The following is a 25,603-nucleotide window of genomic DNA, read 5'->3' on the forward strand; positions in this document are numbered from 1 at the left end:
CCTGTGAATGCCTGTAAGGTGGGCTTCAGCCCACCTTGCACGGCAATCACTGGCCTCTCGGGGCCGGCTGCTATAAAACGAAACACCATCCCGATTTCCGGAGCACTGGCTTGAACAGCCCGAGCAACCAACTCTTCGACGCCTATTTCACCCAGCCCGCCATGCGTGCGGTGTTCTCCGACCGGGGACGTGTGCAGGGCATGCTGGACTTCGAGGCCGCATTGGCGCGCGCCGAGGCGAGCGTCGGCCTGATCCCCGGCGACTCTGTGGCGCCCATCGAGGCGGCCTGCAGCGCCAAACTCTACGACTACTCTGCACTGGCCCTGGCCATCACCACGGCTGGCAACTCCGCCATCCCTCTGGTCAAGGCGCTGGGCAAGCGCGTGGCCGCCCAAAGCACGGAAGCCGAACGCTTCGTGCACCTGGGGGCTACCAGCCAGGACGCCATGGACAGCGGTCTGGTGCTGCAACTGCGCGCCGCCGCCGAGCTGCTGGAGCAGGACCTTGCCGGCCTGGCCCAGGCCCTGGCCGTGCAGGCTGAACGCTTCGCCGACACCCCGCTGGCCGGCCGTACATGGCTGCAGCAGGCCACTCCCGTCACCCTCGGCATGAAGCTGGCTGGCGTGCTGGGTGCGGTAACCCGTCATCGTCAACGCCTGGCTGAACTCAAGCCGCGTTTGTTCTGCCTGCAGTTCGGCGGTGCGTCCGGCAGTCTCGCCGCCCTGGGCGAGCAGGCCTGGCCTGTTGCCGAGGCCCTGGCCCGCGAGCTGGACCTGAACCTGCCCGACCAGCCTTGGCACACCCAGCGTGATCGCCTGGTGGAGTTCGCCAGCCTGCTCGGACTGATCGCCGGCAGCCTGGGAAAGCTGGGCCGTGACCTCAGCCTGCTGATGCAGACCGAAGCAGGCGAAGTCTTCGAACCCTCCGCGCCGGGCAAGGGCGGTTCGTCCACCATGCCGCACAAGCGCAATCCAGTGAGTGCCGCCGTGCTGATCGGCGCCGCTACGCGCGCACCGGGCCTGGTGTCCACGATGTTCGCCGCCATGCCCCAGGAGCACGAGCGCAGTCTTGGTCTGTGGCATGCCGAATGGGAAACACTGCCCGAACTCTGCTGCCTGGTTTCCGGTGCCCTGCAGCAAGCGTTGCTGGTGGTGCCTGGCCTGGAAGTGGATGCCGCACGCATGCGCCGCAACCTCGACCTGACCCAGGGCCTGGTGCTGGCCGAAGCCGTGAGCATTGCCCTGGCCCAGCGCATCGGTCGCGACGCGGCTCATCACCTGGTGGAGCAGTGCTGCCGCCAGGCTGTGAAGGAGGGCGCTCATCTACGTGCTGTACTCGGCGCCAATGCCGAAATCAGCGCACAGCTTTCTGCCGCCGAGCTGGACCGCCTGCTCGACCCGGCCCATTACCTTGGCCAGGCCCGCCGCTGGGTGGACCGCGCTCTGGCCGAACACAACGCATTTTCGCGCTAGGAGATTTGCATGCCTGCCGTACGTCTCGCCGATGGCGACCTGAACTACCTCCTCGAAGGCCCGGCCGGTGCGCCGGTGCTGGTGCTGTCCAACTCCCTGGGCACCGACCTGCACATGTGGGATGCCCAGATCCCGGCTTTCACCAAGCACTTCCAGGTGCTGCGCTATGACACCCGTGGCCACGGCAAGTCCCTGGTCAGCGAAGGTCCCTACAGCATCGAGCAACTGGGCCGTGATGTGCTCGACCTGCTGGATTCCCTGGATATCGAGAAAGCGTATTTCTGTGGCTTGTCCATGGGTGGCCTGATCGGCCAGTGGCTGGCTATCAATGCTCCCGAGCGCATCGAGCGCCTGGTGCTGTGCAACACGGCCGCCAAGATCGGCAGCCCGGAAGTCTGGAACCCGCGCATCGACACAGTCCTTTCTGGCGGCGCCCAGGCCATGCGTGATCTGCGCGATGCTTCGATTTCCCGCTGGTTTACCCCGGATTTCGCCGAGGCGCAGCCTGCCAAGGTCGAACCCATTGTCGGCATGCTGGCGCAAACCTCGCCTGAGGGTTACGCCGCCAACTGCGCCGCCGTACGTGATGCCGACTACCGCGAGCAGCTTGGCAGCATTAGTGCGCCGACTCTGATCGTCTGTGGCAGTGGCGACCCGGTGACCACCACCGAGCACGGCCGCTTCATGCAAGAGCGCATCACCGGCGCCGAGCTGGTGGAGTTCCATGCAGCCCACCTGTCGAACGTGCAGGCTGGTGATGCGTTCAGCCAGCGCGTGCTGGCTTTCCTTGCTGCCTGACAATTGATGTAGGAGCGAGCTCTGCTCGCGAAAGCGTTATTCGCGAGCAGAGCTCGCTCCTACGGTCCACATTCGAGGACGTAAAGATGGACGAGAAAGAACGTTACGAAGCTGGCATGAAGGTGCGCCGCGCGGTGCTGGGTGACGCCCACGTGGACCGCAGCCTGCAGAGCCTCACGCCGTTCAACGAAGAGTTCCAGGAAATGATCACCCGCCATGCCTGGGGCGATATCTGGACCCGCCCCGGCCTGCCGCGCCACACCCGCAGTCTGGTCACTATCGCCATGCTCATCGGCATGAATCGCGAGGGTGAGCTGAAGCTCCACCTGCGCGCTGCGAAGAACAATGGCGTGACCCGCGACGAGATCAAGGAAGTGATCATGCAGAGCGCCATCTACTGCGGCATCCCCGCAGCCAATGCCACCTTCCACCTGGCTGAAGCCGTGTGGGATGAGCTGGGCGTGGAATCGCTGCAAGGCTGATCTGCGCGAGACGAAAACGCCGCCCGGACCACGCATCCGGGCGGCGTTTTTTATTGGGCATCAATGCGTCTGGGGAGCGAATTCATTCGCGAACTGACGGCAGCCATTCTGCCTGCATCGCGGTTGAAACCGCTCCCACAAATAGAGCGCTCCGGTCGTTACGTTGTAGGGGCGAATTCATTCGCCAAGGGCGACGCAGTTGCCAAGGGCGACGCAGTTGCCCCTACGCGGCCCGCTATCAGGTATCCCACTCCGGCGCGAAGTCAGGGCTTACGACGCGCGTGTCCTTCGGCAGGGCAGCGATCAGGGCGCGGTCCTCATCGTCGAGCTGCACCTTGAGGGCATCCAGGTTCGACTGCTGATTCGCAATGCTGGAAGCCTTCGGAATGGCGGCGACGCCTTCCTGTTCCAGCAGCCACTTCAGTGCCACCTGGCTGGGAAGGACGCCGTGTTTTTCGGCGATCTGCCGAATCGAGGCCTGGTCCGCCGCCAGGCCGCGCGCGAGCGGGGTATAGGCGGTCAATGCCAGGCCTTTGCTGCGGGCATAGTCCAGCAGGCACTGCTGGTCGAGCATCACGTGGTACTCCACCTGGATGGCTGACAGCGGTGCGCCAAGGTCATCCACCACTTGGCGCAGCAGGCCCAGGGGGAAGTTGGCAACGCCGATGCAGCGTGCCTTGCCTTCATCGCGCAGGGCCACCAGGGTTTCGATGCTGCGCCGCAAATCCCAGTCCCTGGCCGGCCAGTGGATCAGGAACAGGTCCACCTGCTCGGTACCCAGGGCACGCAGGCTGTCCTCCAGCGACTGACGCATGGCGGCCGGCTGCAACTTGTCCCACCAGACCTTGGTGGTCAGATGGATGGACTCGCGGGGTACATCGCTCAGACGCAGGGCCTCCCCGACGGCTGCCTCGTTCTCATACGCGGGCGCGGTGTCGATGTGGCGGTAGCCCAGCTCCAGAGCCTGGCGCACGGCACGGGTGCATTCCTCGCCCGTCATGGGCCAGGTACCGAGGCCGAGTTGGGGCATGTTCAGTCCTTGAGCGGTGGTGATGTTCCGCATGGATGACTCCTTGTTCGTGGGTTGAGGCTTTCTCATTGAATGGTGGCGCCCGCGGCATGAAGGCCAGCGATGTAGCCGAAGGTCATGGCCGGGCCCAGGTTGATTCCGCCTGACGGGTAATGCCCGCCCAGCACGCTTGCCATGTCGGTGCCTGCTGCATAGAGCCCTGGAATCGTCTGACCGTTCTCATCCAGCACCCGAGCCTGGCCATCGGTGCGCAGGCCGGCGAAGGTGCCAAAGCAGCCGGGCTGGACCTTCACTGCATAGAAAGGGCCGTGCTCGATCGGTGCCACGCAGGGGTTGGGGCCCTGGTGCAGGGCGTCGCCGCTGCGACGGTTGAAGGCGGTGCTGCCGCGCCCGAACTCCGGGTCCTCGCCTCGGCGGGCATGGTGGTTGAAAGCGGCCACGCTGGTGGTCAGTCCTGCCGGGTCGATGCCACAGGTCTGCGCCAGCTCGACCAAGGTCCTGCCGCGCTTGAGGTAGCCATTGCGCAAGTGCGGCCAGAGCGGCAGTGGCGCGGGGCGGGCGAAGCCCAGTCCGTAGCGGCGCTGGAACCGATGGTCGCAGATCAGCCAGGAACAGCTCTCCTCGTCCTCCGCAACAGCCTTGTTCATGGCATCGACATAGTCGTAGTAGCCGCCAGCTTCGTTGACGAACCGCTTGCCGTTTTTGAGCACGCCGATGATGCCGGGTTTGCCGCGATCGATGATGTGGGGAAAGTGGCCGAAGGTGCCGTTGGGGTAGGGCACCCTGGATACCGGCGCCCAGGCCACGGGGGAGCGCAGGTCGTCGGCAACCACTCCACCGGCGGACTCACCCAGACGCAGGCCGTCGCCGGAGCAGGATTGCGGGGGCAGGGCAAGGTTGTCATGGCCACTGGTATCGCGGGGGAACATGGCCTTGCGGCGTACCGGGTCGTTGGGGAAGCCGCCCGCCGCCAGCACCACGGCCCCGGCGCGGATGAAGACCTCGAGGCCATGGCGTTCGACCACCGCACCGCGAACGCTGCCGTCTTCAACTATCAGTCGGCGCGCAGGTGCCGACTCCATCAGTTGCACGCCAAGGCCGTTGGCGGACCTGGCCAGGCGAGCAACCAGCGCCACGCCGTTCACCAGGTGCATGGCTCGGCCGTAACGGGCCAGGTGATAGAGGTGAGTGAGGAAGCGCCGCGTCACATGAGCGAAAGCGCGCAGCGAGCGGGTCATCCCGAGGAATGCGGCCAGGTCGGTGCCCGCCATGATCGGCATGCCCAGGAAGGATGTTTCGCGCATGGTCCTGCGCAGGCGTGGCAACAGGTTGCCGACTTCTCGGGCGTCATAGGGAGCGGCGATGACCTGATGGCCTCCGCTGGCGGCTCCGGGAGTATCCCCGTGCATGTCTGGAATCCCGTTGCCGTCGACGAATTGCAGCGCGGTGTGCTGCTCGAAGAAACCGACCATTTCCGGGCAGGCTTCGAGGAAGGCGTCCACCAGTTCCGGTCGGAAGTGCTCGCCCAGTTCGTTGCGCAGGTAGGTGCGTGGCTGCTCGATGTCCTCTTCGATTCCCGCGCGCCGGGCCAACGGATTGCGTGGTACCCACATCCAGCCGCCGGACCACGCGGTGGCGCCGCCGAACACAGGTTCCTTCTCCACGAGAATCACTTTCTGGCCGTGATGGGCGGCGGTGACGGCGGCGGCAAGGCCTGCGGCGCCTGAGCCAATGACCAGCAGATCGCAATCGAGGCGGTTTGGAGCAGGGCTTGTGGCACGCATTTCAAATGAACCTCAAATACTGGAACTGTGTTCCGTATTCTAATATTGCTCTTTTCAGGGACCAAGCCCGGGGCTACGCAAGTGGCCGGTCAGCGAACGGAAATCGGATGTGCCACTAGAGCGGGAATCGCAATCCATAAAAAAGCCCGCCAGATGGCGGGCTGAGGGAGTCAAAGCACGCTTACCAAAGGATCAGAGAATCGACAGCGGATAGCTGATGATCAGACGGTTCTCGTCGAACTCGTTGTTACTGAAGTCGCGTCGGATGCTCGCGTTGCGCCAGCGCACGTTGAGCGCCTTGAATGCACCGCTCTGCACGGTGTAGCCCAGTTCGGTCTCACGCCCCCATTCCTTACCGTCTGTGACGGTGCCGACATGCACGTTGTCGCCGCTGATGTAGCGGTTCATCAGGGTCAGGCCGGGGATACCGACGGCGGCGAAGTTGTAGTCGTGGCGGACCTGCCAGGATTTCTCCTTGGCGTTGTCATAGCTGGAGTTGTAGCTGTCGTTGGCGAGGGTGCCACCGCTGGTGCCGTTGACGCGCATCCAGGCATCGTCGCCGCTCACTTTCTGCAGGCCGACGTAGAAGGTGTTGCCGCCGTACTTGGCAGACAGCAGGGCGGACCAGGTGCGGTTGTCGAGGTCGCCAGCCAGGGCATTGCCGTTCTCCTTGCCGTTGAAGTAGCCGAGGTTGGCGCCCAGGGTCCAGTCGCCCACCGGCTGGCTGTGCAGCACCTGCAGGTACTGCTGCTGGTAGATGTCTTCCAGCTCGGCGTACCACAGACCGACCAGGGTGCGTTTCTCGTTGAAGGTGTATTCGCCGCCGGCGAAGTTGAAGCGGTCCGAGGTGAAGGCGGCGCGGCCGTTCATGGACATGTCTTCCAGGCTCGCGTCGTTGCGCGGGCTGTTCTGGCGGAACTGACCGCCGTAGAGGGTCAGGCCGTCGATCTCCTGGGAGGTCACCTGGCCACCCTGGAAAGTTTGCGGCAGGGAACGGCCGTCGTCGGAACGCAGGATCGGCAGCACCGGCATCCACTCGCCGACCTTCAGCTCGGTCTTCGACACGCGCATCTTGCCGGCCACCGCCAGGCGGCCGAAGTCATCGGCGGGGCGACCATCGTCATGCACCGGCAGCAGTTGGGTGCCGCGGGTACCCTTGCCGCCGTCGAGTTTTACCGAAAGCAGGCCGAGCATGTCGACGCCGAAACCCACCGGCCCGTCGGTGAACCCGGACTTGGCATCGAGGATGAAGCTTTGCGTCCATTCCTCGGCCTTGCCTTGCGGGTAGGTCGGGTTCACGAAATTGCGGTTGATGTAGTAGTTGCGCAGGTTCAGCGTGGCCGTGGCGTCCTCCACGAAGCCATGTTCATCGGCAGCCATGGCGGGCAGCGCGGCCAGGGTAACGGCTGCGGCGAGGATGCATGGGACAAAGGATTGGGCCCGGCGGCGGGTGGAATTCATGCTCGTTCTTGCCTCTGTGATTGTTGTTTTCGGGTGCGCAAAAGCCCCTTCGCGGCGCTTGCGCGAATACAGCTCAGGGTTGGCATTGCGGCGGCGTCAGCGGGCTTTGCGGCGCTCGATCAGGCGTGCGAAGCAGCGTTGCAGTCGATCGCCCAGACCTTCACCGCTGGCCAGCTGGACCAGGGCAACGGAGGCGAAAGGCGAAGCGCAATCGAAGGACGGCCCGGAAATGGGCGACGAGGCATTCTGGGTATGCGGCTGGAGCATTGTGGTCGACCTTTCTTGTATTTATGTCGGTAAGAGGCGAGGCGTCGCTGAGATCGCAGGCTGGTTGCGGCAACGCCTCGCACATGGGACCGATAGTGAAATCCGCCAGCCTTGCGTTCAATCGGCTGAAAGCGCTTTCGTTCGATCATCGAACGAAAACTAACCATTCCGTACATTTATGGTGTCGATATGTGGGAATCCCGTGCCGCGGTTCCAGGTTTCGTAAATGAGGCGATGTCTTCTAGAATCGGCGGACATTCCTGAGGATCCACGCCCCATGGCCGGTAGCCAGATAGAACGCGCCTTCAACCTGCTCGAACGCCTCACCAGCGACCCGCGCGGCCTGCCGATGCAGACCCTTGCCGACGAGTTGCAGATTCCCAAGAGTGCGACCCACCGCATGCTGGCCGAGCTGATCCGCCTCGGTTATGTGCGTCAGAACCAGGAGAACAGTCGCTATCAGCTGTCCACCCGGCTGGTGGCCATGGCGTTCCGTTACCTGGCCAGCAGCGGTGCGGATATCGTCCAGCCAATCCTCGACCGCCTGGCCCAGGAAACCGGTGAGCTGGTGCGCCTGGGGGTGATCGATGGCGACCGCCTGACCTGGATCGTCAAGTCCCAGGGCGCGCGTTCCGGCCTGCGTTATGACCCTGATATGGGCCGCGATGCGCCGCTGTTCTACACAGCCTCCGGCCATGCCTGGCTGGCCAGCCTGAGCGATGCCGAAGCATTGGTACTGGTGGAAAGCCAGGGCGTGGCCGATGCAAAGGATTTCGGCCCCAATGCTCCGCGCTCCAACATCGAGTTGCTGGAGCGCCTGCGCCTGGCGCGTGAGCATGGTTATGCCTGGGTGGTGGAAAGCTCCTCGGTGGGCATGTCGGCCCTGGCTGCGGTCGTGCGCGATCCGCGTAGCGCCAGGCCCATCGGTGTGCTCAGTGTCGCCGGCCCCACGGCGCGCCTGCCGGAAGCGCGTATGCATGAGGTCGCGCCGCTGCTCCTGGCAGCGGTGGAAGAGCTCACCGCAGCAAGTCAGGCGTCGGAATTTTTCGTCTGATCGCATCACTGTAGGGGCGAATTCATTCGCCAGGGGCGGCGCAGCTGCCCTGCCTCGTTCAGCAGGGCAGCCCGTTGGGCTGCTTGGCGATTGAAATCGCCCCTGCCAGTTTCGTGCACCACCCCAAAATCTTCGCGAATCCTGCTTTCGTCAGTCGGTCGAATTTTCTTCTTGAGATTATTTGGAACGAGGTTCTAAATAACGCAAGTCAAATTGTGGAACTGGATTCCGAGAAGAACATGACTGACCGAGTTTTCTCCCTCGCCGCACTCACCGTCCTCGAACTGTCGCCGCCTGAAATGGTGGAAGTGGCCGCCCGTGCCGGCTACAGCCATGTCGGTCTGCGGCTGGTGCCGGCCACACCCGAGGAGTACCACTTCCCGCTAATGGCCGATGCGGGGTTGCGCCGTCAGACCCGAGATCGCTTGCGTGATACAGGCGTGCAAGTGATGGACATCGAGATCCTTCGGCTCAAGGCGGAAACCCGCGTGGCCGACTTTGAACCGGTACTCGCCGCGGGGGCTGAGTTCGGCGCTACAGAAGTCCTGGTTGCCGGGAACGATGGTGACGAGGCGCGCCTGACCGACAACTTCGCCGCCTTCTGTGACCTGGCTGCGCGCTTTGGGATTCATCCGAGCCTGGAGTTCATGCCCTGGACCGACGCACGCGACCTCGCCCAGGCCCTGCGTATCGTCGAGGCGGCTGGCCGGGACAACGGTGCTGTGCTGGTGGATGCCTTCCACTTCAACCGCTCGGCCTCACGCCTTGAAGACTTGGCCAGGGTGGCGCCCGCACGTTTGCGCTATGCCCAGCTCTGCGACGTAGCGGGTCCGCGTCCGGACGACATGGACGAGATCCTCCGCCAGGCGCGCAACGAGCGTCGTTTCCCTGGCGATGGAGACAGTGACCTGATCGGCTTGCTGCGGACCTTGCCGGCGGATATTCCCCTCAGCCTGGAAATCCCCACGCGCCAGCTGATGGAGCAGGGCGTCAGCGCCCAGGCGCGTGCACAGATGGCGTTGGACAAGGCGCGGGCGCTACACGAACACCTTTGAGATTTAACCCTTCGCGCGGCCGGGCTGGGTCGCGTTCTTTTCTTGAGCAACCCATGAGCACGATTGCCCCTCTATCCGGAGCCAACCAACCGCTGCGGGGCATCCTGCTGGTGGTGCTGGCCACTTTCCTCTTTGCCGGGCACGACGCCCTGTCCAAGTTCCTCGGCGGCCTTTATCCGGTCGTCATGGTCGTCTGGGCTCGCTACCTGGTGCACACGCTGCTGATGGCCGGAATCTTCCTGCCCCAGGCTGGCCTGCGCGTGCTGCGGACCAGGCGCCCGGTGTTGCAGGTATTGCGCGCGTTGAGCCTGCTCAGCACCAGCCTGCTGTTCACTGCCGGGCTGCAATACATACCCCTGGCCGAGGCGACGGCGGTCAACTTCCTTGCACCGGTGTTGGTCACCGCGCTGTCGGTGCCGCTGCTAAAGGAGAAGGTTACCGTTGGCCAATGGGGGGCGGTGGTAATGGGATTCGTCGGCGTGCTGGTGGTGGTGCATCCCGGTGGCGAGCTGTTCACGCCGGCCATCCTGTTTCCATTCTGTTCGGCGCTGGGGTTCTGCTTCTACCAGGTCCTCACACGCAAGGTGGCCGCCCACGATAGCCCGACCACCAGCAACTTCTTCGCCGGCCTGTGCAACAACCTGGTAATGAGCGCGCTGGTGCCGTTCTTCTGGCAGGTGCCGAGCCTGGGGCATGGCTTGCTGATGCTCGCGCTGGGTGGCGCGGGGATGACCGCGCACCTGTTGCTGACCCAGGCTTTCCGCGTAGCGGCACCGGCCTTGCTGGCACCGTTCGGTTACTGCCAGATCGTCTTCGCCGGCATGCTGGGCTTCCTGATCTTCTCCCATACACCCGATACGACCAGCCTGGTGGGCATCGCCATCATCTGTCTGAGCGGATTGGGTGCGGCGTGGATGCAGCGCAAGGGTTGAGTCCGCTGCAAGTTCCCAGCCCCTCTCCCAAAGGGAGAGGGGCGCAAGCCGCAGGATGTGCCGTGTGTTCAGCCGGGAGACATGGGTAACGGCTGTATGGTCATGGCATACGCTGCCTGAGATCAATCTTGCGCACGATCTTGTGGATGAGTACCACCTTGAACACGCCATCCGTCGCCGTCGCCGTCGCCGTCGCCGTCGGGCGGAGGGCCACCCGCTCGCCCGCCAATCCACCCCCGACAAACAGGCTGCGGCCCTGCAAGCAGACCTGGCCGACGCGTCCAACCTTGAGCACTCGGTCGCCGGTCGTAGTCGATATCCGGCAACTGCTTCGGGTAGCTGCGCAGGCTGGGCCGGTAGCGCGAGATCGGAGGCCGATTCGCGGGTGGCGTCGGAAGTGGATACCGCGTTGCGCGCTACTTCCTCGACGGCGGTCGTCATTTCGGTAACGGTGGTGGCGGCCAGCTGGATTTCGTCGTGCTGCTGCAACTGGCGGCCTGTGTTTTTCTCGGTGCCGTGGCTCATCCGCTCTGCGGCGCTGGCCAACTGGCGCGATTAACCGGCGATCAGCTCGAGCGTGTCGCGCAGCCCCTGCTGCATGCCCGCCAGGGCGGCCAACAGGCGACGGGTTTCGTCCTGGTTACGGATCGGCACCGTGCGACTGAGGTCTCCCTCGGCAATGCGCTAGTTCTGCGAATTGATCACCTGTACGGGTGGTGAGTGCCTGTATCCGGCCGTTGAGCAGCAACCCTATATCGTCGGTGCGGTTGGCGGCGGAGAGTTGCTCGTATTGATCCAGTACCTGTCGGTACTCGGCCACTGTGGCAGCGAAACATTCTCGGTGTGCTGGCCGGTGGCGCGAACCTGCGCGACCTTCTGCAGGGCGAACAGGCCCTGCAGAAGCACCAGCAAGGCGATCAGACCGAAGCTGAGCAGTGCGCGGCGGGCGATGCTGAGGCGAAGGAATGCCATGCTCATCTCCATTGTCATGAGCCTTCGGAATCGGGCCGGTAGAAAGAACGAAGGCCCCGAAAGGGGCCTTCATTGTGTTGGCGATTGGCGCTATCAGTGGCTGACGGCACGCATGCTGCTTTCGCGGCTGGACTCGTATTGCCGCTTGTCCATCGGCTTGGCATCCGGGTTGCCGAGGTCTTCCATGGCCAGGCGATGGGTTTCCGGTGCCACGTAGGCGGCCAGGGCGCACACGCAGGTGATGAGGAAGGCGAGGGTGCCAACCACTACCGGAATGTTGTCCGAGCCGGGCGGGGCGACGGCGGCGAACAGGGCCGGGAGCATGGCGGTGAGCATGGTGCCGATGTTCTGGGCGATGGCCATGGCCGACACGCGGTAGCGGGTCTGGAACAGCTCAGGGAAGAAGCTCGGGAACACGGCGTTGTAGCCCTGGTAGACCATGCCCCACATCAGGATCGAGGTGGCGAAGGCCAGGGGCACGCTCTGGATGCTGATGGCGTAGAGGTAGACGAAGGCAAGCGCACCCGAGCCCAGGCAGCCGGCGATCATGGTCGGGCGACGGCCGATCTTGTCGGAAAGGTTGCCAACGAAGGGAATCACCAGCACGGCGACGATGTTGCCCACCACCGGAATCCACAGGTAGACGCTCTTGTCGAAGCCGATGCCATAGGCCGGCTGCACCGCATAGGCCGCACCGAAGATGGTGGCCACGACCGGGATCACGTTCATCAGGGCCATGAACATCACCAGCACCATGCACTTCCAGCTGTGGCGGAAGGCTTCGGTAACCGGCGACTTGGCGACTTTCTGCTGGTTCTCTTCATTGACGAAGGCCGGGGTCTCGTGGACTTCGCGACGGATGATGAAGCCGGCCACCAGGACGAAAGCGCTCAGCAGGAACGGAATCCGCCAGCCCCACTCGTTGAAGGCTTCGCTCGGCATGAAGTAGGCCAGCGGGAGGAATACGGCGGCAGCCATCACCTGGCCGGCCTGGACGCCCTGCAGGGTGAAGCTGGCGAAATAGCCGCGTCGTCCGAATGGCGCATGTTCGAGGATCATCGAACTGGCGCCGGAAATCTCACCGGCCACCGCGAAGCCCTGGATCAGGCGCAGCACCACCAGCAGCACCGGCGCGAGCATGCCGATGTCGTGGTAGGTCGGTAGCAGGCCGACGGCCATGGTGGAAATACCCATCAGGAACATGCACAGCAGCAGTACGTTCTTTCGGCCGCGGGTGTCACCCCAGTGCCCCAGCACGAAGGCGCCTACCGGACGGGCCAGGTAGCCGACGCCGTAGGTGGCCAGCGAGGCGATGATGGCCATTTTCGGATCGGTGTTGGGGAAGAATATCTGGGGGAAGATCAGTGCCGCCGCCTGGGCATAGATGAAGAAGTCGTAATACTCCAGGGCGGAGCCTATCCATCCGCTGGCGGTTGCTTTCTTGGCTTGGGAGCTGGAGGTGGTAGCCATCGATGTCTCCGTTGTTTTTGTTAGGTAGCCGGACTCACGTTCCTATGGCTCGGGGCCAGGCTGGAACGCGTGCACGCAGGCGTTTCGGTGCTCGTCGGGAGCGGGCCGGTTATCGCCGTCCGAGTTCTGTCAGGGAGTCAGTTCAGAGTGGCGACGTGGATGTCGCACTCGATCTGGATGCCGTGGCAAGCCGGCTGGAGGAGGGGATTTCGATCAGGTAGCTGGTAGTAAGCATGAGCTGTTACCCGTTTCTTGAAATTGTTATGTCGTAGTGCCTGGTTGCAATCGCAGGGTCTTCCGGGTGGCTGGGCTGGCAGTGATGCCACCCGGTGGGTTGCCTGCAACATGGGGTTCATGTTGCGCAGTGATCGAAAAAGCGTCAATTCGATAACCGGCCTTTTGTTCGATGATCGAACACAAAACTAACTGGTTCGTACATATTGAATTGCTGGGCTGACTTTACGCGCGAATAATCAATCCAGCTACGAAAACAAGGGTTTTTGCATTTCCTTGTAGGGGCGAATTCATTCACCAAAGGGTCGCGAATCGACCCCAGGTACCGGCGGCAGGTCTCCGGCCTGCTTGGCGAATGAATTGGCTCGTACAGCTAACTGCGGCGCCCACCCACAAGGAGCTGAAGCATGCAGCGTTCCATTGCCACCGTCTCCCTGAGCGGTACCCTGCCGGAAAAACTCGAGGCCATTGCCGCCGCCGGTTTCGACGGCGTCGAGATCTTCGAAAACGACCTCCTGTACTACGCCGGCAGCCCGCGCGAAATCCGCCAGATGTGCGCTGATCTCGGCATCGCCATCACCCTGTTCCAGCCGTTCCGTGATTTCGAAGGTTGTCGCCGCGACCGTCTGCAGAAAAACCTCGACCGTGCCGAACGCAAGTTCGACCTGATGCAGGAGCTGGGTACTGACCTGGTGCTTGTGTGCAGCAACGTCCAGGCCGACTCCCTGCCCGATGAGGAAATCCTCGTCGACGATCTGCGCCTGCTGGCTGAACGTGCCGGCGCACGCAATCTGCGTATCGGCTACGAGGCACTGGCCTGGGGCCGCCATGTGAACAGCTGGCAGCAAGTCTGGAGCCTGGTGCGCCAGGCTGATCATCCGGCCCTCGGCGTGCTGCTGGACAGCTTCCACACCCTGTCGATCAAGGGCGACCCGAGTGGTATCGCCGAAATTCCAGGCGACAAGATCTTCTTCGTGCAGATGGCTGACGCACCGCAGCTGGCCATGGACGTGCTGGAGTGGAGCCGACACTTCCGCTGCTTCCCCGGCCAGGGCGAGTTCGACCTGGCGGGATTCCTCGCCCCCATCATTCGCAGCGGCTACACCGGCCCACTGTCGCTGGAAATCTTCAACGACGGCTTCCGCGCCGCGCCGCCGCGCGCCAATGCCGCCGATGGCCTGCGCTCCCTGCTTTATCTCGAAGAGAAGACCCGCAAGCTGCTGGCCAAGGATCCGACTCCAGCCGCCAATCTGGATGTCCTCTTCTCGCCGCCGCCGGCCAGCCGCTACGACGGCGTGGAGTTTCTCGAATTCGCCGTTGACGAGTCCCAGGGCGCCAAGCTTGCCAACTGGCTGGAGCGCCTGGGCTTTGCCCGCGCTGGCAAGCATCGCTCCAAGGCCGTGAGCCTGTTGCGCCAGGGCGACATCAACATCGTGCTCAATGCCGAACCCTATTCCTTTGCCCACGGCTACTTCGAGGCCCACGGCCCATCGTTGTGCGCCACTGCCCTGCGAGTGAAGGACAGCGGCAGTGCGCTGGAACGCGCCCGCGAGTTCAAGGGGCAGCCATTCCGTGGCCTGGTAGGGCCGAACGAGCGCGAGATTCCGGCCGTGCGCGCGCCGGACGGCAGCCTGATCTACCTGGTGGAACAGGCCCAGGCCGGCCAGACCATCTATGACAGCGACTTCGTCCTCGACGCGGGCGCCAGCCAGACCGGCCAACTCGACCGTATCGACCATATGGCCCTGGCGCTGCCGGCCGACGGCCTGGACAGCTGGGTACTGTTCTACAAGAGCGTGCTGGACTTCGAAGCCGACGACGAAGTGGTGCTTCCGGACCCCTACGGTCTGGTGAAAAGCCGCGCCATCCGCAGTCGCTGCAGCAGTGTGCGCCTGCCGCTGAACATTTCGGAAAACCGCAACACCGCGATCTCCCACGCGTTGTCCAGCTACGGCGGCTCGGGCGCCCACCACATCGCCTTCTCTTGCGAGGACATCTTCGCCGAGGTGAGCCGTGCCAAGGATGCCGGGGTGCCGCTGCTGGACATCCCGCTGAACTACTACGACGACCTGGCGGCGCGTTTCGATTTCGACGACGAGTTCCTCAGCGAACTGGCCTACTACAACGTGCTCTACGACCGTGATGCCCAGGGTGGCGAGTTGTTCCACGTCTATACCGAGCCGTTCGAGGGGCGTTTCTTCTTCGAGATCCTGCAGCGCAAGAACGGCTACGCCGGCTACGGCGCGGCCAACGTTGCGGTGCGTCTGGCAGCGATGGCCAAGGCGCGCAGCGGTGCCATCGCCAAGGCCAAGCTGTAGACCGCACGCAAGCCTGGTGCGAGCTAGGCACCAGGCTTCCTTACGGCAGCTGCCAAGCCCATAATCCACCCAGTTTCCGCTGGCCGTGAGCCCAAGATGACAACAACTGCCGAACTCCCAGAACTGCCCGTAGAGGCCCCTCGCAAAGGGCGCAAGAACAACCCGGAGAAAACCCGCGAGAACATCCTCCAGGCGGCCATCGCCGAGTTCGTCCAACAGGGCCTTTCCGGCGCTCGGGTCGACGCCATTGCCGAGCGCATGCACACCTCCAAACGGATGATCTACTACTACTTCGGCAGCAAGGAGCAGCTCTATGTCGAGGTACTGGAGAAGCTCTACGGCGACATCCGTCGCACTGAAGGCAAGCTTCACCTGGCCGAGCTCGAACCGCGCGAGGCTATCCGCCGGCTGGTGGAGTTCACCTTCGACCACCACGACCGCAATGTCGATTTCGTCCGCATCGTTTCCATCGAGAACATCCACTACGGCGAGTACGTCAAACAGTCCAACGCCATTCGCTCCATGAGCACCAACATCCTCGACGCCATGGGTGAAATCCTTCAGCGCGGCCAGGCCGAAGGGCTGTTCCGTCCTGGCATCCAGCCCCTGGACCTGCATCTGCTGATCAGTTCCTTCTGCTTCTACCGGGTCTCCAACCGCAACACCTTCGGCCAGATATTCCAGATCGAGCTGGCGGACGACGAGGTCAAGGCGCGGCACAAGGAGATGATCTGCGAGTCGGTTCTGCGCTACCTGCAGGCGTGACCGGCTCTCCCGCGAGGGAAAGTCCCGCCAGGTAGCCGAAGGTCATTCCCGGCCCCAGGGTGATTCCACCGCTGGGATAATGCCCGCCCATCACGCTTGCCATGTCGTTACCCACCGCATAGAGACCGGGGATGATCGATCCCTGGTCGTCCAGCGCCCGCGCCGAGGCATCGGTGAGCAGGCCGGCGAAGGTGCCGAGACTACCGGGCACCAGCTTCACGGCATGGAACGGACCTTTCTCCAGCGCGCCCAATGATGGGTTGGGCCCATGCAGCGGTTCACCCTGGGCCTGGTTGTAGGCGGAGGCGCCGCGTTGGAATTCCGGGTCCACCCCGTGAGCGGCGTTGGCATTGAATGCTGCCACCGTCGCTTGCAGTTGTTCCCCGTCGATGCCGCAGAGCTTCGCCAGTTCGATGAGGCTGGCGGCCTTCTTCAGGTAGCCGCTGCGCACATGGTGGCCGATGGGGAAGGGGAAAGGCCGAGCGCAGCCGATACCGTAACGGCGCTGCGCGCGCTGGTCGCAAATCAACCATGCCGCAGGTTCTTCTCCGGCTGGCGTTGCGCGGAACAAAGTGTTCATGAAGTCGTGGTAGGAGTCGGCTTCGTTGGTGAAGCGCCGGCCATCATTGCGAACGGCGATGAAGCCCGGTTTGGCCCGCTCCATCAGGTGCGGGAAGCCACTGATGCTGCCGTCCTTGCGTGGTACACGCGACACTGGCGTCCAGGCAGCCGGGCTGGCCAGTTGGTCTGTGGCCCGGGCACCCATGCTTTCACCCAGACGCAGGCCATCGCCGGTATTGGTTGCCGGTGCGGCGGACAGGTGCTCGTGGCCAAACAGCCGGCCGATACGCTGGCGGTCGTGAGGAAAACCACCGCACGCCAGTACCACGCCTCGACGCGCCATCACGTTCACCCGGCGCCCCTCCAGTTCCAGCTCCGCTCCAGCGACCCGTTGCCCAGCCCACAGCAGGCGCATGGCGGCAGCCCCTGTTTCCAGGTGGACGCCCAGGTCGAGGGCGCTGCGTAGCAGGCGCGCCACCAGGGCGTTGCCATTGACCAGATGCAGCCCCCGGCCGTGCAGCAGGCAATCGCGCCAATGCCGGAATAGCCGACCGGCGACATAGAGGGCGGAACGCGGAGAGCGGCCGGCGTTGAGGAAGTGCGCAAGGTCCGCGCCGCCCGCGATGCCCATGCCGCCCGGGCTGATCAGGTCCAGTGGTGGACGCAGTGCATCCAGCCACGGGCCCAGTAGGCGACCGTCATAGGGCAGGGCGCAGAGGGAGCGGCCACCGCGCACCGCGCCGGGGGAATCGTGCATGTCCGGCATGCGGCTGCCGGAATAGAACTGGACCTGGGTACTGCGTTGGAAGAACTCGACCATCTCCGGGCCGTGCTGGAGAAATGCCAGCTGGCGTTCGTCCAGTTCTTCGCTGCCCAGTTCCGCACGCAGGTAGCTTTCGACGGCCTGCGCGCTGTCGTCCGCGCCTTCTGCCTTGGCCAATGGGTTGCATGGAATCCACAACCAGCCCCCGGACCAGGCGCTGGTGCCCCCAAACTGGTGGGTCTTCTCTGCCACCAGCACGTCCAGTCCATGATGGGCGGCGGTAACCGCCGCCGCGAGTCCCGAGGCGCCGGAGCCGATCACCAGCACATCGCAGTGGCGTTCGGTCATGGCGTTCATTGCAGCGGCGAAAAACCGGTGGGGCGCATCAGGCGCGAGTCCAGATGCACCACGGCATCCAGCTCCTTGTTCAGTCTGCCGAACTCGGCCCAGCGCGGGTCGGCGGCCATCTTCGCCCGGCGCTCGATACGCTCGTCCAGGCTCTCGTAGGCCCAGATGTGCACCACCTGGTTGGCTTCGCCGAACTCGGTGGTGAAGAAGCCGACCAATTTGCCCAGATGCTCGGTCTGCAGTTCCAGGCAATGGCTGCGGTAGAGCGCCAGCCAGTCGGCCAGCTTGGTGGGTTTGATGGTGTAGGTACGCAGTTCGTAGTACATGGCGTTGTCCTCAGACTGTGGATTTCAGGTGTTCGGCGATATGGCGGGCGGCGAGGTAGCCGAAGGTCAGGCCCGGGCCGAGGGTGATGCCGGGGCCCGGGTAGGTGCCGTCCATGATCGAGTTCATGTCGTTACCGGCGGCGTAGAGGCCCGCGATGGGGTTGCCCTGATGGTTCAGCACATTGGCGTTGGCGTCGGTGACCAGACCGCGCGCCGAACCGAGGTCGCCGGTATGCACGCGCACGGCGTACCAGGGCGCGCGGGTCAGCGGCGCCAGGCAGGGGTTGGGCGCGTGGTGCGGGTCGCCGAGGGACTGGTTGTAGCTGCTGGCACCCTTGCCGAACTGACGATCCTGGCCGGTGCAGGCGTCCTCGTTGTACCGCGCGAGTGTCGCAGCCAAGCCCTGCGGGTCGACGCCGATTGAGCGGGCAAGGGCTTCAGGCGAGTCGGCCCGGAACAGGTAGCCGGCTTTTTCCAGGGCGCCGTTGTTCACCGGACTCGGTCGGGCCAGGCCCATGCCGTAGCGGCTCATGGCCTGTGAATCGCAGATCAGCCAGCAGGTCGCCAGGCCTTCCTGGTGCATGGCCTGGACGAAGCTGTGGTAGGAGTCCGCTTCGTTGGTGAAGCGCTGCCCCTTGTCGTTCACCGCGATGATCCCGGGCTTGGCGCGGTCGGTGACCAGGTGTGGGAACCGCTCCAGCTCACCGTGCGGCCGGCGCAACCGCGATACCGGTGCCCAGAAGAAGCTGGAGGCCATGTCCGCGCCGGTAGCGGCATTCACCTGTTCTCCCAGACGAAGCGCCGCGCCGTCGTTGCCGGCTGGGGACATGCTCAGGTGCTCGGTGCCGGTTGCCGGGCGAAAGCGGGCGGCCAGTTCACCGGCTGCGAAGCCTCCCATGGCGCAGACCACGCCGCCTCGGGAGCGTACTTCGACCGGACGGCCATCCTTGAGCAGACGAACGCCAACCACCCGGCCTGATTCGATCACCAGCGACTCGGCGCTGCTTCGCAGCCAGAGCTCCACGCTCTTTTCGAAGGCCGTGGTGGCCAGCCGCGCGATCATCGCGTTGCCTACGGTCAAGCGGGTGCCACGGTCATGACCGAGTCGGTCCAGGCCGTAGCGGGCCAGCAACTTCAGGCAATGCCAGAGGGATCGGGGCGAACGGCGGAAACTGAGGAAGTGCTGGATATCGATGCGGTTCACCATCATGCCACCGAACAGCAACATGCCTTCCGGCGGGCGACGCAGGTCCTTGAAGTGCGCTCCCAGGCGGCGGCCGTCGTACTCCACCATTTCCAGGGCGCGTCCACGGTCCGTAGCGCCATCTTCCAGCGGGTAGTAGTCCGGCGAGAAGGGGCGCAGGACGTAGGCCAGTTCGGTGTTGTGCTCAAGAAAACGCAGTGCTTCGCGGCCGTGGCTGATGAAGGCGTCCACCAGTTCCGGCCGATAGCCGCTTCCGATGGTCTGCTTCAGGTAGGCCCGAATGGCCGCGGCGCTGTCTTGCACTCCCGCAGCGCGGGCCTGGTCGCTGTCGAAGATCCATACGGCGCCACCGGAAATGGCCGAGGTGCCGCCGTACTGGGGCGTCTTTTCCAGCATCAGCACGCTGAGTCCCTTGCAGGCTGCAGTCGTTGCCGCTGCAAAGGCAGCTGCGCCGCTGCCCAGCACCACCAGGTCCCAGGTGCCCGCCAGATTCTCGGCGGGAGGAGTTTTCACGGCAGTGTTCATGGCGGTCTCCTCAGGCGTCCTGGGGCATCACGCCCATGTGCGCGCCCAGGTTGCCCATTTGCGCGCGCGCCATTTCCGGGCCGGTCTGGATTCGGCAGCCGAGCCTGCGGGCCAGCTCCAGCAGCGGTGTAACCACCGGGCTGGTCACCACATCCGCCACCAGGGCGGTAGGGGATAGGGTTTCCAGCAACATGCCGGGCAGGGGCATTTCGCCGGTGCCGCCCATGCCCACGGGCGTGGCATTGGCCACCAGGTCGAAGGCTTCAAGGCTGTCGTAGCGGTTGCCGATCACGATTTGCGGAAACGCATCGCGCAAGTGCTTTGCCAGCGCCTCAGCGCGGGGTTGGTCGAGGTCGGCGATCACCAGTTGGCGCACGCTTCCTTCGCACAACGAGTAGGCGATGGCGGCGCCGACACCACCGGAGCCCACTACCAGAACGCGTTGCCCGGCTGGCTGGAAACCGTGGGCGCGAGCGGCCTTGAGAAAGCCTTCGCCATCGACGTTGTCGCCCAGCAGGCGCCCATCGGCTTCGCGACGGATCACGTTTACCGAGCCCAGGGCAGCCGCACGAGGGCTGAGCTGGTCGAGTTGACTGGCCAGGACCTGTTTATAAGGCACGGTGACGACGCAACCTCGCAGGTTCTTCCAGCCACGCAGGGACTGGATGAAAGCGGCCAGGTTCTGCTCCGTCATATCTACGGCGATCATCGCCAGGTCCTGGTCGTTCTCGGTGAACCAGGCGTTGAAGTTTTCCGGCGATTTCACTTGAGCGATGGGGCTGCCGATGATGGCCACCAGTTCGGTCGAACCACGAATCATGCTGATCTCCTGGGCTTGTTGTTGTGCCGGCAGTATTGCCAGCGCCCAGGGAGCGGCCAATGAAACAGAAGGGCGTTTCGGTTGTTTATCGCAGTGACGCTGCGATAATCGCGCCGACAGGCGAAATCAGCTGACTGGTTTCCTTGCAGGGTGCGCTGCGCGCACTGCAGCTTCCAAGCGGGGTTACGGTGCGCACGGCGCACCCTGCGCAAAGGCATATCAAGCGGACAGGAGAGTGGGCATGAAGGTGCCGGTCATACACCAGCGGGACCTGATCGCCGGGCTGCAGAAGGGCCTGGCGCTGATGCAGCTGTTCAGTGCCGATCATCCGCGTCTCAGTGTGCCGGAAGCGGCGGCAATGTCCGGGCTGACTTCCAGCGCCGCGCGGCGTTTCCTGCTGACTCTGGTGCATGACGGCTTCGCCGAAACCGATGGTCGCCATTATTGGTTGACCGCCAAGGCCCTGCGCATAGGCCAGGCCTATGTGGATTCAGCGCAGCTGCCGCGCATGCTGCGGCCTATCGTCGAACAGGTGGCACGGACTACTCAGGAGCACGTTTCCGTGGGGCTGCGCGATGGCGACGATATCGTGCATATCGTCCGGAGCCGGTACAGCCACATCGCCTCCCTGTCGATTCGTCCCGGATCGCGCATGCCCATGTACTGCACGGCAAGCGGGCGTATCTGGCTGGCATCGTTTTCTGCAGGGGAACTGGAGGCGTACTTCGCACGAGTCGCGCTGCGCCAACTGACGCCCTTCACCCGCACCGGTATGGACGAGCTCAAGGCGGAGCTGAGCAAAGTCGCTGCCCAGGGCTACGCCGTGGTGGACCAGGAGTACGAGGCGGGTATGTGCGTGCTGGGGGTGCCGCTGACCAATCGCAAGGGTGAGCTGAAGGCCAGCCTCACCATTACCACCCACGCGTCACGCATGAGTGGCGACGAGATGCGCCAGCGATATCTGACACCTCTGTACGAGGCGCAGGCACTGCTGAAGCCAGTGCTGGATTGAAGATTACGGGCGTTGTGGGGGCGAGTTCATTCGCGAATGAATTCGCTCCCACAGAGAACAGACGACATGGATATCGCTGTTCACGCCCACCACCAGGGCGGTGGAGGGTTGAGTTCGTAGGGTGCACCGTGCGCACCCTACAGGAGGATGGATCAGGCGTTCATGCTGGCGAAGTGCGCCATCATCCGGTCGGCATCCGCGCCACGGCCGCTAATCAGCTCGAAGGCTTTTACGGCCTGGAATACCGCCATGGTGCCGCCATCCAGGGTGCGGCAACCGATGGCGCGGGCATCGCGCAGCAATTCGGTTTCCAGCGGGAAATAGATGATCTCCGCTACCCACAGCTCGGGGCGCAGCAGTTCTGCCGGAACCGGGGTGCCCGGCAGCTTGGCCATGCCGATGGGGGTGGTGTTGACCAGGCCGTCTGCCTCGGCCATGGCATTGGCCAGGTCCGTGCCGAGGGCCGCGCGGCCGGCGCCGAAATGCTGGTTGAGGCTGTCGACCAGGGCCTGGCCACGGACGACGTCCACCTCGAACAGGGTCAGGCGTTCGACACCTTCGGCAAGCAGGGCATGAGCCACCGCGGAACCCGCACCACCCGCGCCCATCTGCACCACTTGGCGGCGCGCCACATCCGGCAGGCCACGGCGGAAACCTTCGCCGAATCCCAGGCAGTCGGTGTTGTGGCCGACACGCTTGCCATCCTTCAGGACCACGGTGTTCACCGCGCCGATACCCGCGGCCTCGGGAGAGAGCTCATCCAGCAGGGGGATGATCGCCTGTTTGCAGGGGAAGGTAATGTTCAGGCCGGTGTAGCCCATGCGCTGGGCGGCATCGAGCAGGTCGGGGAGGGCGCTGATGTCCAGTTTCAGCTGATCCAGGTCGATCAGGCGATACAGGTAGCGGATGCCCTGGGCGTCGCCTTCATGCTCGTGCATGGCTGGGGTGCGGGAGGCCTGGATACCTGCGCCGATGAGGCCGGCGAGGACCGATTGATTGTGCTGGGACATGATGCTCAACCCTTGGAGAACAGTTGGCCGAAGTGCTGGAGTGCCAGGGAGTATCCCTGGCTGCCGAGACCGCAGATCACACCGACGGCGATGGCGGAAACGAAGGAGTGGTGACGGAACTCCTCGCGCTTGTGCACGTTGGAGAGGTGTACCTCGATCACCGGCAGTTCGCTGGCCACCAGGGCATCGCGCAGGGCGACCGAGGTGTGGGTCCAGGCAGCGGGATTGATGACGATGCCGGCGCAACGGCCCCGAGACTGGTGGATCCAGTCGATCAGTTCACCTTCGTGGTTGGTCTGGCGGAAGTCCACCTCGAAACCCAGCCCGGCTGCCGTGCGGCTGCACTGGGCGGCGATGTCGGCGAGGGTTTCATGGCCGTAGGTGGCGGGCTCACGGGTACCGAGCATGTTGAGGTTCGGGCCGTTGAGGACCAGGACAGTGCGGGTCATTACAGCGGTATCTCCATTGTTGTTCTGGCCCGGCAGCGAGCCGGGGAAAGATGCAAATGAAAATGTACTAACCAGTTAATTCCGTCAATTTTCCGTAGCGTGTTTCGTGCGGTTATCGGACGGGAATACGGCTACTCTCTTTGTCCCAGCCTGAAGCGCTGGAACTTACGACCACCTGCAAGGAGCACAAGGCCGTGTTCGAGCCATACCTGACTGAATGGAACCTGACTCCCGACGGCGAGGCCATCCATACGCCCGGCAGCGACCTGTTACCCGTGCGCTTTGATGGATTGCCGGCGATGCTGAAAGTCGCGCGGGACAGCGAAGAAAAAGTCGGCGCACAGGTGATGCGCTGGTGGGATGGCGACGGCGCGGCGCGGGTATATCGGCTCGAGAGCGATGCCCTGTTGATGGAGCGGGCCACCGGCCCCGGATCGTTGATGCGCATGGCCCTGGGCGGTTGTGACGACGAGGCCAGTCGCATTGCTTGCGCGACCATCGCGCGACTACATGCGCCAAGACCCGCTCCCGCACCGGAGCTGGTCACTTTGGAAGAGTGGTTCCGCTCACTGTGGCCGGCAGCGCGGCGACAGGGCGGGCTGTTCGGCGAAGCGGCCGGCGTTGCCCGTGAACTGCTGGGTTCACAGCGTGATGTGGTTGTGCTGCACGGCGATATCCATCACGAGAACGTGCTCGATTTCGGTGAGCGTGGTTGGCTGGCCATCGATCCGAAGCGGGTCATCGGTGATCGCGGCTACGACTACGCGAACCTGATCTGCAACCCCGAGCTGGCCACCGTCGTACAGCCTGCACGCTTCGCTCGCCAGATCGAGGTAATCGCCGAGGCGTCAAGCCTGGGCCGGCAGCGGCTGTTGCGCTGGGTGCTGGCCTATGCGGGGCTCTCAGCAGCCTGGTTTCTGGAGGACGGCGATGCCGAATCTGCAGAGTCCGACATGCGTGTGGCGCGGCTGGCTGTCGAGGCGCTCGGCGGTTGAACGCGTACTTCGCGAATTAATCTCCCACAAGAAGCACGCCCTCCTGTAGGCGCGATTTCAATTGCGAAAGGATGCGCAGCATCCCTAGCCTTGGCGCCGCTCCAGCATGTCCTGGATTTCCTGGGCAGCGCCCCGGGTACGACGGGGCTGCGTTGATGGCCAGGAGCCGCCGGCTGGCCTCCAGTCGAGACTGGAACAGCGCTTGCCGGTCCAACCCATCGTCCAACTTGCGCAGCGGGCCGGGGGGCAGAGTGGAAAACAGCCGGCTTTGGATGTCGAGCTGGGTCAGCTCGGACTTCAGACTGAGGTTGCGGCGTAGCTGGAAGCCGACGCTTGTAGCCCGGATTTCACCCGGGCTACAAGTGGCTTACACGTCAACGGCGAGTGATCACCACCTCCACGTATTCGCTGGGCACGATCAGCGAATCCGGCCCGGCGCGGTTGTAGCGCTCGAGCAGCTCGGTCAGGTCACGCTCCAGAGCTTCGGCGCCATCGGCGGAGAGGGCGGCGAAGGCCTTGTGCACCGGGCCGTACCAGGTCCGGAAGACTTCCAGGAAATGGGCTGCCGACTGGTAGCGGAAGTTGAACAACCGCCGCGCTACCGAAATCTCGCGGGCGCTGTGGTCGAACAGCTCACGCAGGTGGCTCTCCACGCCCCAGAGCGAGGGTGGCTGCACACCGGGTGGAGGCGGCAGGTGGCGCCCCAGTGTCTTGAACACCTGGCCGATGAAACCGTCCGGCGTCCAGTTGGCCAGACCGATGCGCCCACCGGGACGACAGACCCTTGCCAACTCGGAAGCTGCCTTGGTCTGGTCGGGGGTGAACATCACCCCGAAGGTGGACAGCACCACGTCGAAGCTGGCGTCAGGGAAGGGCAGGTTTTCGGCATCGGCGGCCTGGAAGTTCACCTCCAGCCGCTCGGCGCGGGCACGCTCCTCGCCGCGTTCCAGAAGGGCCGCCACATAGTCGGTGGAGGTCACCCGGCCGCCTCGCCGCGCGGCTGCCAGAGTGGCATTGCCATTGCCGGCCGCAACGTCCAGTACGGTCTCGCCGTGGCGCAGGTCGCAGGCTTCGGCGAGCAGTTCGCCGACCAGCTGCAGGGTGGTTCCGATGACGGCGTAGTCGCCGCTGGCCCATGAGGCCATTTGCTTGCTCTTCAGTGCATTCAGATCAATTGCAGAAGTCATTTCGGGGCTCATTCGGCTGTGGTCGGATCGATGGTCGAGCTGATGCGGGAGATGCGGCTGACGGGGAATCCGCCACGCTGGGCGTGTTCGCGGATAAGTCCCTCGTCGTTGGCGATGTAGACGCAGTACAGCTTGTCGTCGGTGACGTAGCTCTGGACCCACTGCACCTCTGGTCCGATTTCTTTGAGTACCCGGCAGGACTTCTGCGATATGGCTTTGAGGTCTCGTTCCGTGAGTTTTCCAGCTTCCGGTATCTCTCTTTCTATGAGGAACTTGGGCATGGGGACCTCTGTTTTCTTGGTTTTTTGG

Annotated in this window: 24 protein-coding genes and 1 pseudogene; 10 read left to right on the forward strand and 15 right to left on the reverse strand. The window is 64.0% G+C overall.

All coding sequences use genetic code 11. The features are described 5' to 3' along the window. Positions 1-110: 110 nt before the first annotated feature. The 3 genes from SA496_RS10720 (at position 111) to pcaC (ending at position 2,752) form a co-directional block, all read left to right on the forward strand. On the forward strand, positions 111-1,472 hold the full coding sequence (locus SA496_RS10720; RefSeq protein ID WP_153922476.1) for a 3-carboxy-cis,cis-muconate cycloisomerase: 1,362 nt from the start codon (positions 111-113) through the stop codon (positions 1,470-1,472). 9 nt (positions 1,473-1,481) lie between these two features. After that, positions 1,482-2,270: a 3-oxoadipate enol-lactonase gene (gene pcaD / locus SA496_RS10725; RefSeq protein ID WP_330115390.1), complete on the forward strand. Its 789-nt coding sequence runs from the start codon at positions 1,482-1,484 to the stop codon at positions 2,268-2,270. 86 nt (positions 2,271-2,356) lie between these two features. Further along, a complete protein-coding gene (gene pcaC / locus SA496_RS10730) occupies positions 2,357-2,752 on the forward strand; it encodes a 4-carboxymuconolactone decarboxylase (RefSeq protein ID WP_120651244.1) in 396 nt (131 codons plus the stop codon). A 238-nt stretch (positions 2,753-2,990) separates the two neighbouring features. On the opposite strand, the gene SA496_RS10735 is transcribed toward pcaC, so the two are convergent. The 4 genes from SA496_RS10735 to SA496_RS10750 form a co-directional block, all read right to left on the reverse strand. Next, positions 2,991-3,815, reverse strand: coding sequence for an aldo/keto reductase (locus SA496_RS10735; protein ID WP_330115391.1), 825 nt, complete (start codon positions 3,813-3,815; stop codon positions 2,991-2,993). A gap of 32 nt (positions 3,816-3,847) precedes the next feature. Further along, on the reverse strand, positions 3,848-5,566 hold the full coding sequence (locus tag SA496_RS10740; RefSeq protein ID WP_330115392.1) for an FAD-dependent oxidoreductase: 1,719 nt from the start codon (positions 5,564-5,566) through the stop codon (positions 3,848-3,850). Between the two features lie 192 nt (positions 5,567-5,758). Continuing rightward, a complete protein-coding gene (locus SA496_RS10745; RefSeq protein WP_442965076.1) occupies positions 5,759-7,027 on the reverse strand; it encodes an OprD family porin in 1,269 nt (422 codons plus the stop codon). A gap of 96 nt (positions 7,028-7,123) precedes the next feature. Beyond that, the gene (locus tag SA496_RS10750; protein WP_153922472.1) at positions 7,124-7,294 is read right to left on the reverse strand and encodes a hypothetical protein; all 171 of its coding nucleotides are present in this window, start codon (positions 7,292-7,294) and stop codon (positions 7,124-7,126) included. A gap of 277 nt (positions 7,295-7,571) precedes the next feature. On the opposite strand from SA496_RS10750, the gene SA496_RS10755 reads away from it, so the two are divergent. From SA496_RS10755 to SA496_RS10765, 3 genes are all read left to right on the forward strand, one after another. Further along, positions 7,572-8,348, forward strand: coding sequence for an IclR family transcriptional regulator (locus tag SA496_RS10755; RefSeq protein WP_330115393.1), 777 nt, complete (start codon positions 7,572-7,574; stop codon positions 8,346-8,348). A 239-nt stretch (positions 8,349-8,587) separates the two neighbouring features. Then, positions 8,588-9,403, forward strand: a complete 816-nt coding sequence (locus SA496_RS10760; RefSeq protein ID WP_153922470.1) for a sugar phosphate isomerase/epimerase family protein — start codon at positions 8,588-8,590, stop codon at positions 9,401-9,403. A 53-nt stretch (positions 9,404-9,456) separates the two neighbouring features. Then, the gene (locus tag SA496_RS10765) at positions 9,457-10,335 is read left to right on the forward strand and encodes a DMT family transporter (RefSeq protein WP_330115394.1); all 879 of its coding nucleotides are present in this window, start codon (positions 9,457-9,459) and stop codon (positions 10,333-10,335) included. A gap of 100 nt (positions 10,336-10,435) precedes the next feature. Here SA496_RS10765 and SA496_RS10770 read toward each other — a convergent pair whose 3' ends face one another. The 3 genes and pseudogenes from SA496_RS10770 to SA496_RS10780 all read right to left on the reverse strand — a co-directional run bounded on the left by SA496_RS10770 (position 10,436) and on the right by SA496_RS10780 (position 12,777). Continuing rightward, on the reverse strand, positions 10,436-10,630 hold the full coding sequence (locus SA496_RS10770; protein ID WP_330115395.1) for a hypothetical protein: 195 nt from the start codon (positions 10,628-10,630) through the stop codon (positions 10,436-10,438). Between the two features lie 80 nt (positions 10,631-10,710). Beyond that, positions 10,711-11,307: pseudogene (locus SA496_RS10775) on the reverse strand (HAMP domain-containing protein); the annotation flags it as partial. Between the two features lie 93 nt (positions 11,308-11,400). Further along, positions 11,401-12,777, reverse strand: coding sequence for an MFS transporter (locus tag SA496_RS10780; RefSeq protein WP_120651237.1), 1,377 nt, complete (start codon positions 12,775-12,777; stop codon positions 11,401-11,403). A gap of 641 nt (positions 12,778-13,418) precedes the next feature. Between SA496_RS10780 and quiC the strand changes: the two genes are divergently transcribed. Beyond that, positions 13,419-15,329, forward strand: a complete 1,911-nt coding sequence (quiC, locus tag SA496_RS10785) for a 3-dehydroshikimate dehydratase QuiC (protein ID WP_120651236.1) — start codon at positions 13,419-13,421, stop codon at positions 15,327-15,329. A 96-nt stretch (positions 15,330-15,425) separates the two neighbouring features. Beyond that, positions 15,426-16,094, forward strand: coding sequence for a TetR/AcrR family transcriptional regulator (locus tag SA496_RS10790; protein WP_120651235.1), 669 nt, complete (start codon positions 15,426-15,428; stop codon positions 16,092-16,094). Here the strand turns inward: SA496_RS10790 and SA496_RS10795 are convergent. From SA496_RS10795 to SA496_RS10810, 4 genes are read right to left on the reverse strand one after another with little or no spacing between them, the layout of a single operon-like run. Beyond that, positions 16,036-17,766 carry an FAD-dependent oxidoreductase gene (locus SA496_RS10795; protein WP_442965077.1) on the reverse strand — a complete coding sequence of 577 codons (1,731 nt, stop codon included), beginning with the start codon at positions 17,764-17,766 and terminating at the stop codon, positions 16,036-16,038. The two genes, SA496_RS10790 and SA496_RS10795, sit on opposite strands and share 59 nt — an antisense overlap. Positions 17,767-17,771: 5 nt before the next feature. Next, entirely contained in the window at positions 17,772-18,092 is a 321-nt protein-coding gene (locus SA496_RS10800) for an NIPSNAP family protein (RefSeq protein WP_120651233.1), read from the reverse strand. A 10-nt stretch (positions 18,093-18,102) separates the two neighbouring features. Continuing rightward, positions 18,103-19,821 (reverse strand): FAD-binding protein, encoded by a 1,719-nt coding sequence (locus SA496_RS10805; RefSeq protein ID WP_330115397.1) that lies wholly within the window; start codon positions 19,819-19,821, stop codon positions 18,103-18,105. Between the two features lie 10 nt (positions 19,822-19,831). Beyond that, the gene (locus tag SA496_RS10810) at positions 19,832-20,641 is read right to left on the reverse strand and encodes a shikimate dehydrogenase family protein (protein WP_330115398.1); all 810 of its coding nucleotides are present in this window, start codon (positions 20,639-20,641) and stop codon (positions 19,832-19,834) included. 241 nt (positions 20,642-20,882) lie between these two features. On the opposite strand from SA496_RS10810, the gene SA496_RS10815 reads away from it, so the two are divergent. Beyond that, positions 20,883-21,653 (forward strand): IclR family transcriptional regulator domain-containing protein, encoded by a 771-nt coding sequence (locus tag SA496_RS10815; RefSeq protein ID WP_280358218.1) that lies wholly within the window; start codon positions 20,883-20,885, stop codon positions 21,651-21,653. Positions 21,654-21,805: 152 nt separating this feature from the next. On the opposite strand, the gene SA496_RS10820 is transcribed toward SA496_RS10815, so the two are convergent. Further along, positions 21,806-22,663 carry a shikimate dehydrogenase gene (locus tag SA496_RS10820; protein ID WP_120651229.1) on the reverse strand — a complete coding sequence of 286 codons (858 nt, stop codon included), beginning with the start codon at positions 22,661-22,663 and terminating at the stop codon, positions 21,806-21,808. Positions 22,664-22,668: 5 nt separating this feature from the next. Beyond that, positions 22,669-23,112: a type II 3-dehydroquinate dehydratase gene (aroQ, locus tag SA496_RS10825; RefSeq protein ID WP_120651228.1), complete on the reverse strand. Its 444-nt coding sequence runs from the start codon at positions 23,110-23,112 to the stop codon at positions 22,669-22,671. A 194-nt stretch (positions 23,113-23,306) separates the two neighbouring features. On the opposite strand from aroQ, the gene SA496_RS10830 reads away from it, so the two are divergent. Beyond that, positions 23,307-24,107 carry an aminoglycoside phosphotransferase family protein gene (locus SA496_RS10830; RefSeq protein ID WP_330115399.1) on the forward strand — a complete coding sequence of 267 codons (801 nt, stop codon included), beginning with the start codon at positions 23,307-23,309 and terminating at the stop codon, positions 24,105-24,107. 374 nt (positions 24,108-24,481) lie between these two features. On the opposite strand, the gene SA496_RS10835 is transcribed toward SA496_RS10830, so the two are convergent. Continuing rightward, positions 24,482-25,294: a class I SAM-dependent methyltransferase gene (locus tag SA496_RS10835; RefSeq protein WP_153922458.1), complete on the reverse strand. Its 813-nt coding sequence runs from the start codon at positions 25,292-25,294 to the stop codon at positions 24,482-24,484. An 8-nt stretch (positions 25,295-25,302) separates the two neighbouring features. After that, positions 25,303-25,575 (reverse strand): DUF4242 domain-containing protein, encoded by a 273-nt coding sequence (locus tag SA496_RS10840; RefSeq protein ID WP_120651225.1) that lies wholly within the window; start codon positions 25,573-25,575, stop codon positions 25,303-25,305. Positions 25,576-25,603 lie beyond the last annotated feature (28 nt).

The sequence above is a fragment of the Pseudomonas sp. JS3066 genome (genome assembly GCF_036328175.1).
GTDB lineage: Bacteria > Pseudomonadota > Gammaproteobacteria > Pseudomonadales > Pseudomonadaceae > Metapseudomonas.

Bases quoted from the DNA above. Each gene is read 5' to 3' on its own strand.
- SA496_RS10755 (WP_330115393.1), top strand. From the start codon at position 7,572: ATGGCCGGTAGCCAGATAGAACGCGCCTTCAACCTGCTCGAACGCCTC.
- SA496_RS10765 (WP_330115394.1), top strand. From the start codon at position 9,457: ATGAGCACGATTGCCCCTCTATCCGGAGCCAACCAACCGCTGCGGGGC.
- pcaD (WP_330115390.1), top strand. From the start codon at position 1,482: ATGCCTGCCGTACGTCTCGCCGATGGCGACCTGAACTACCTCCTCGAA.
- SA496_RS10840 (WP_120651225.1), bottom strand. From the start codon at position 25,575: ATGCCCAAGTTCCTCATAGAAAGAGAGATACCGGAAGCTGGAAAACTC.
- SA496_RS10805 (WP_330115397.1), bottom strand. From the start codon at position 19,821: ATGAACACTGCCGTGAAAACTCCTCCCGCCGAGAATCTGGCGGGCACC.
- SA496_RS10745 (WP_442965076.1), bottom strand. From the start codon at position 7,027: ATGAATTCCACCCGCCGCCGGGCCCAATCCTTTGTCCCATGCATCCTC.
- aroQ (WP_120651228.1), bottom strand. From the start codon at position 23,112: ATGACCCGCACTGTCCTGGTCCTCAACGGCCCGAACCTCAACATGCTC.
- SA496_RS10780 (WP_120651237.1), bottom strand. From the start codon at position 12,777: ATGGCTACCACCTCCAGCTCCCAAGCCAAGAAAGCAACCGCCAGCGGA.
- SA496_RS10810 (WP_330115398.1), bottom strand. From the start codon at position 20,641: ATGATTCGTGGTTCGACCGAACTGGTGGCCATCATCGGCAGCCCCATC.
- SA496_RS10740 (WP_330115392.1), bottom strand. From the start codon at position 5,566: ATGCGTGCCACAAGCCCTGCTCCAAACCGCCTCGATTGCGATCTGCTG.
- pcaC (WP_120651244.1), top strand. From the start codon at position 2,357: ATGGACGAGAAAGAACGTTACGAAGCTGGCATGAAGGTGCGCCGCGCG.
- SA496_RS10800 (WP_120651233.1), bottom strand. From the start codon at position 18,092: ATGTACTACGAACTGCGTACCTACACCATCAAACCCACCAAGCTGGCC.
- SA496_RS10815 (WP_280358218.1), top strand. From the start codon at position 20,883: ATGAAGGTGCCGGTCATACACCAGCGGGACCTGATCGCCGGGCTGCAG.
- quiC (WP_120651236.1), top strand. From the start codon at position 13,419: ATGCAGCGTTCCATTGCCACCGTCTCCCTGAGCGGTACCCTGCCGGAA.
- SA496_RS10750 (WP_153922472.1), bottom strand. From the start codon at position 7,294: ATGCTCCAGCCGCATACCCAGAATGCCTCGTCGCCCATTTCCGGGCCG.
- SA496_RS10790 (WP_120651235.1), top strand. From the start codon at position 15,426: ATGACAACAACTGCCGAACTCCCAGAACTGCCCGTAGAGGCCCCTCGC.
- SA496_RS10820 (WP_120651229.1), bottom strand. From the start codon at position 22,663: ATGTCCCAGCACAATCAATCGGTCCTCGCCGGCCTCATCGGCGCAGGT.
- SA496_RS10795 (WP_442965077.1), bottom strand. From the start codon at position 17,766: ATGACCGAACGCCACTGCGATGTGCTGGTGATCGGCTCCGGCGCCTCG.
- SA496_RS10835 (WP_153922458.1), bottom strand. From the start codon at position 25,294: ATGACTTCTGCAATTGATCTGAATGCACTGAAGAGCAAGCAAATGGCC.
- SA496_RS10735 (WP_330115391.1), bottom strand. From the start codon at position 3,815: ATGCGGAACATCACCACCGCTCAAGGACTGAACATGCCCCAACTCGGC.
- SA496_RS10760 (WP_153922470.1), top strand. From the start codon at position 8,588: ATGACTGACCGAGTTTTCTCCCTCGCCGCACTCACCGTCCTCGAACTG.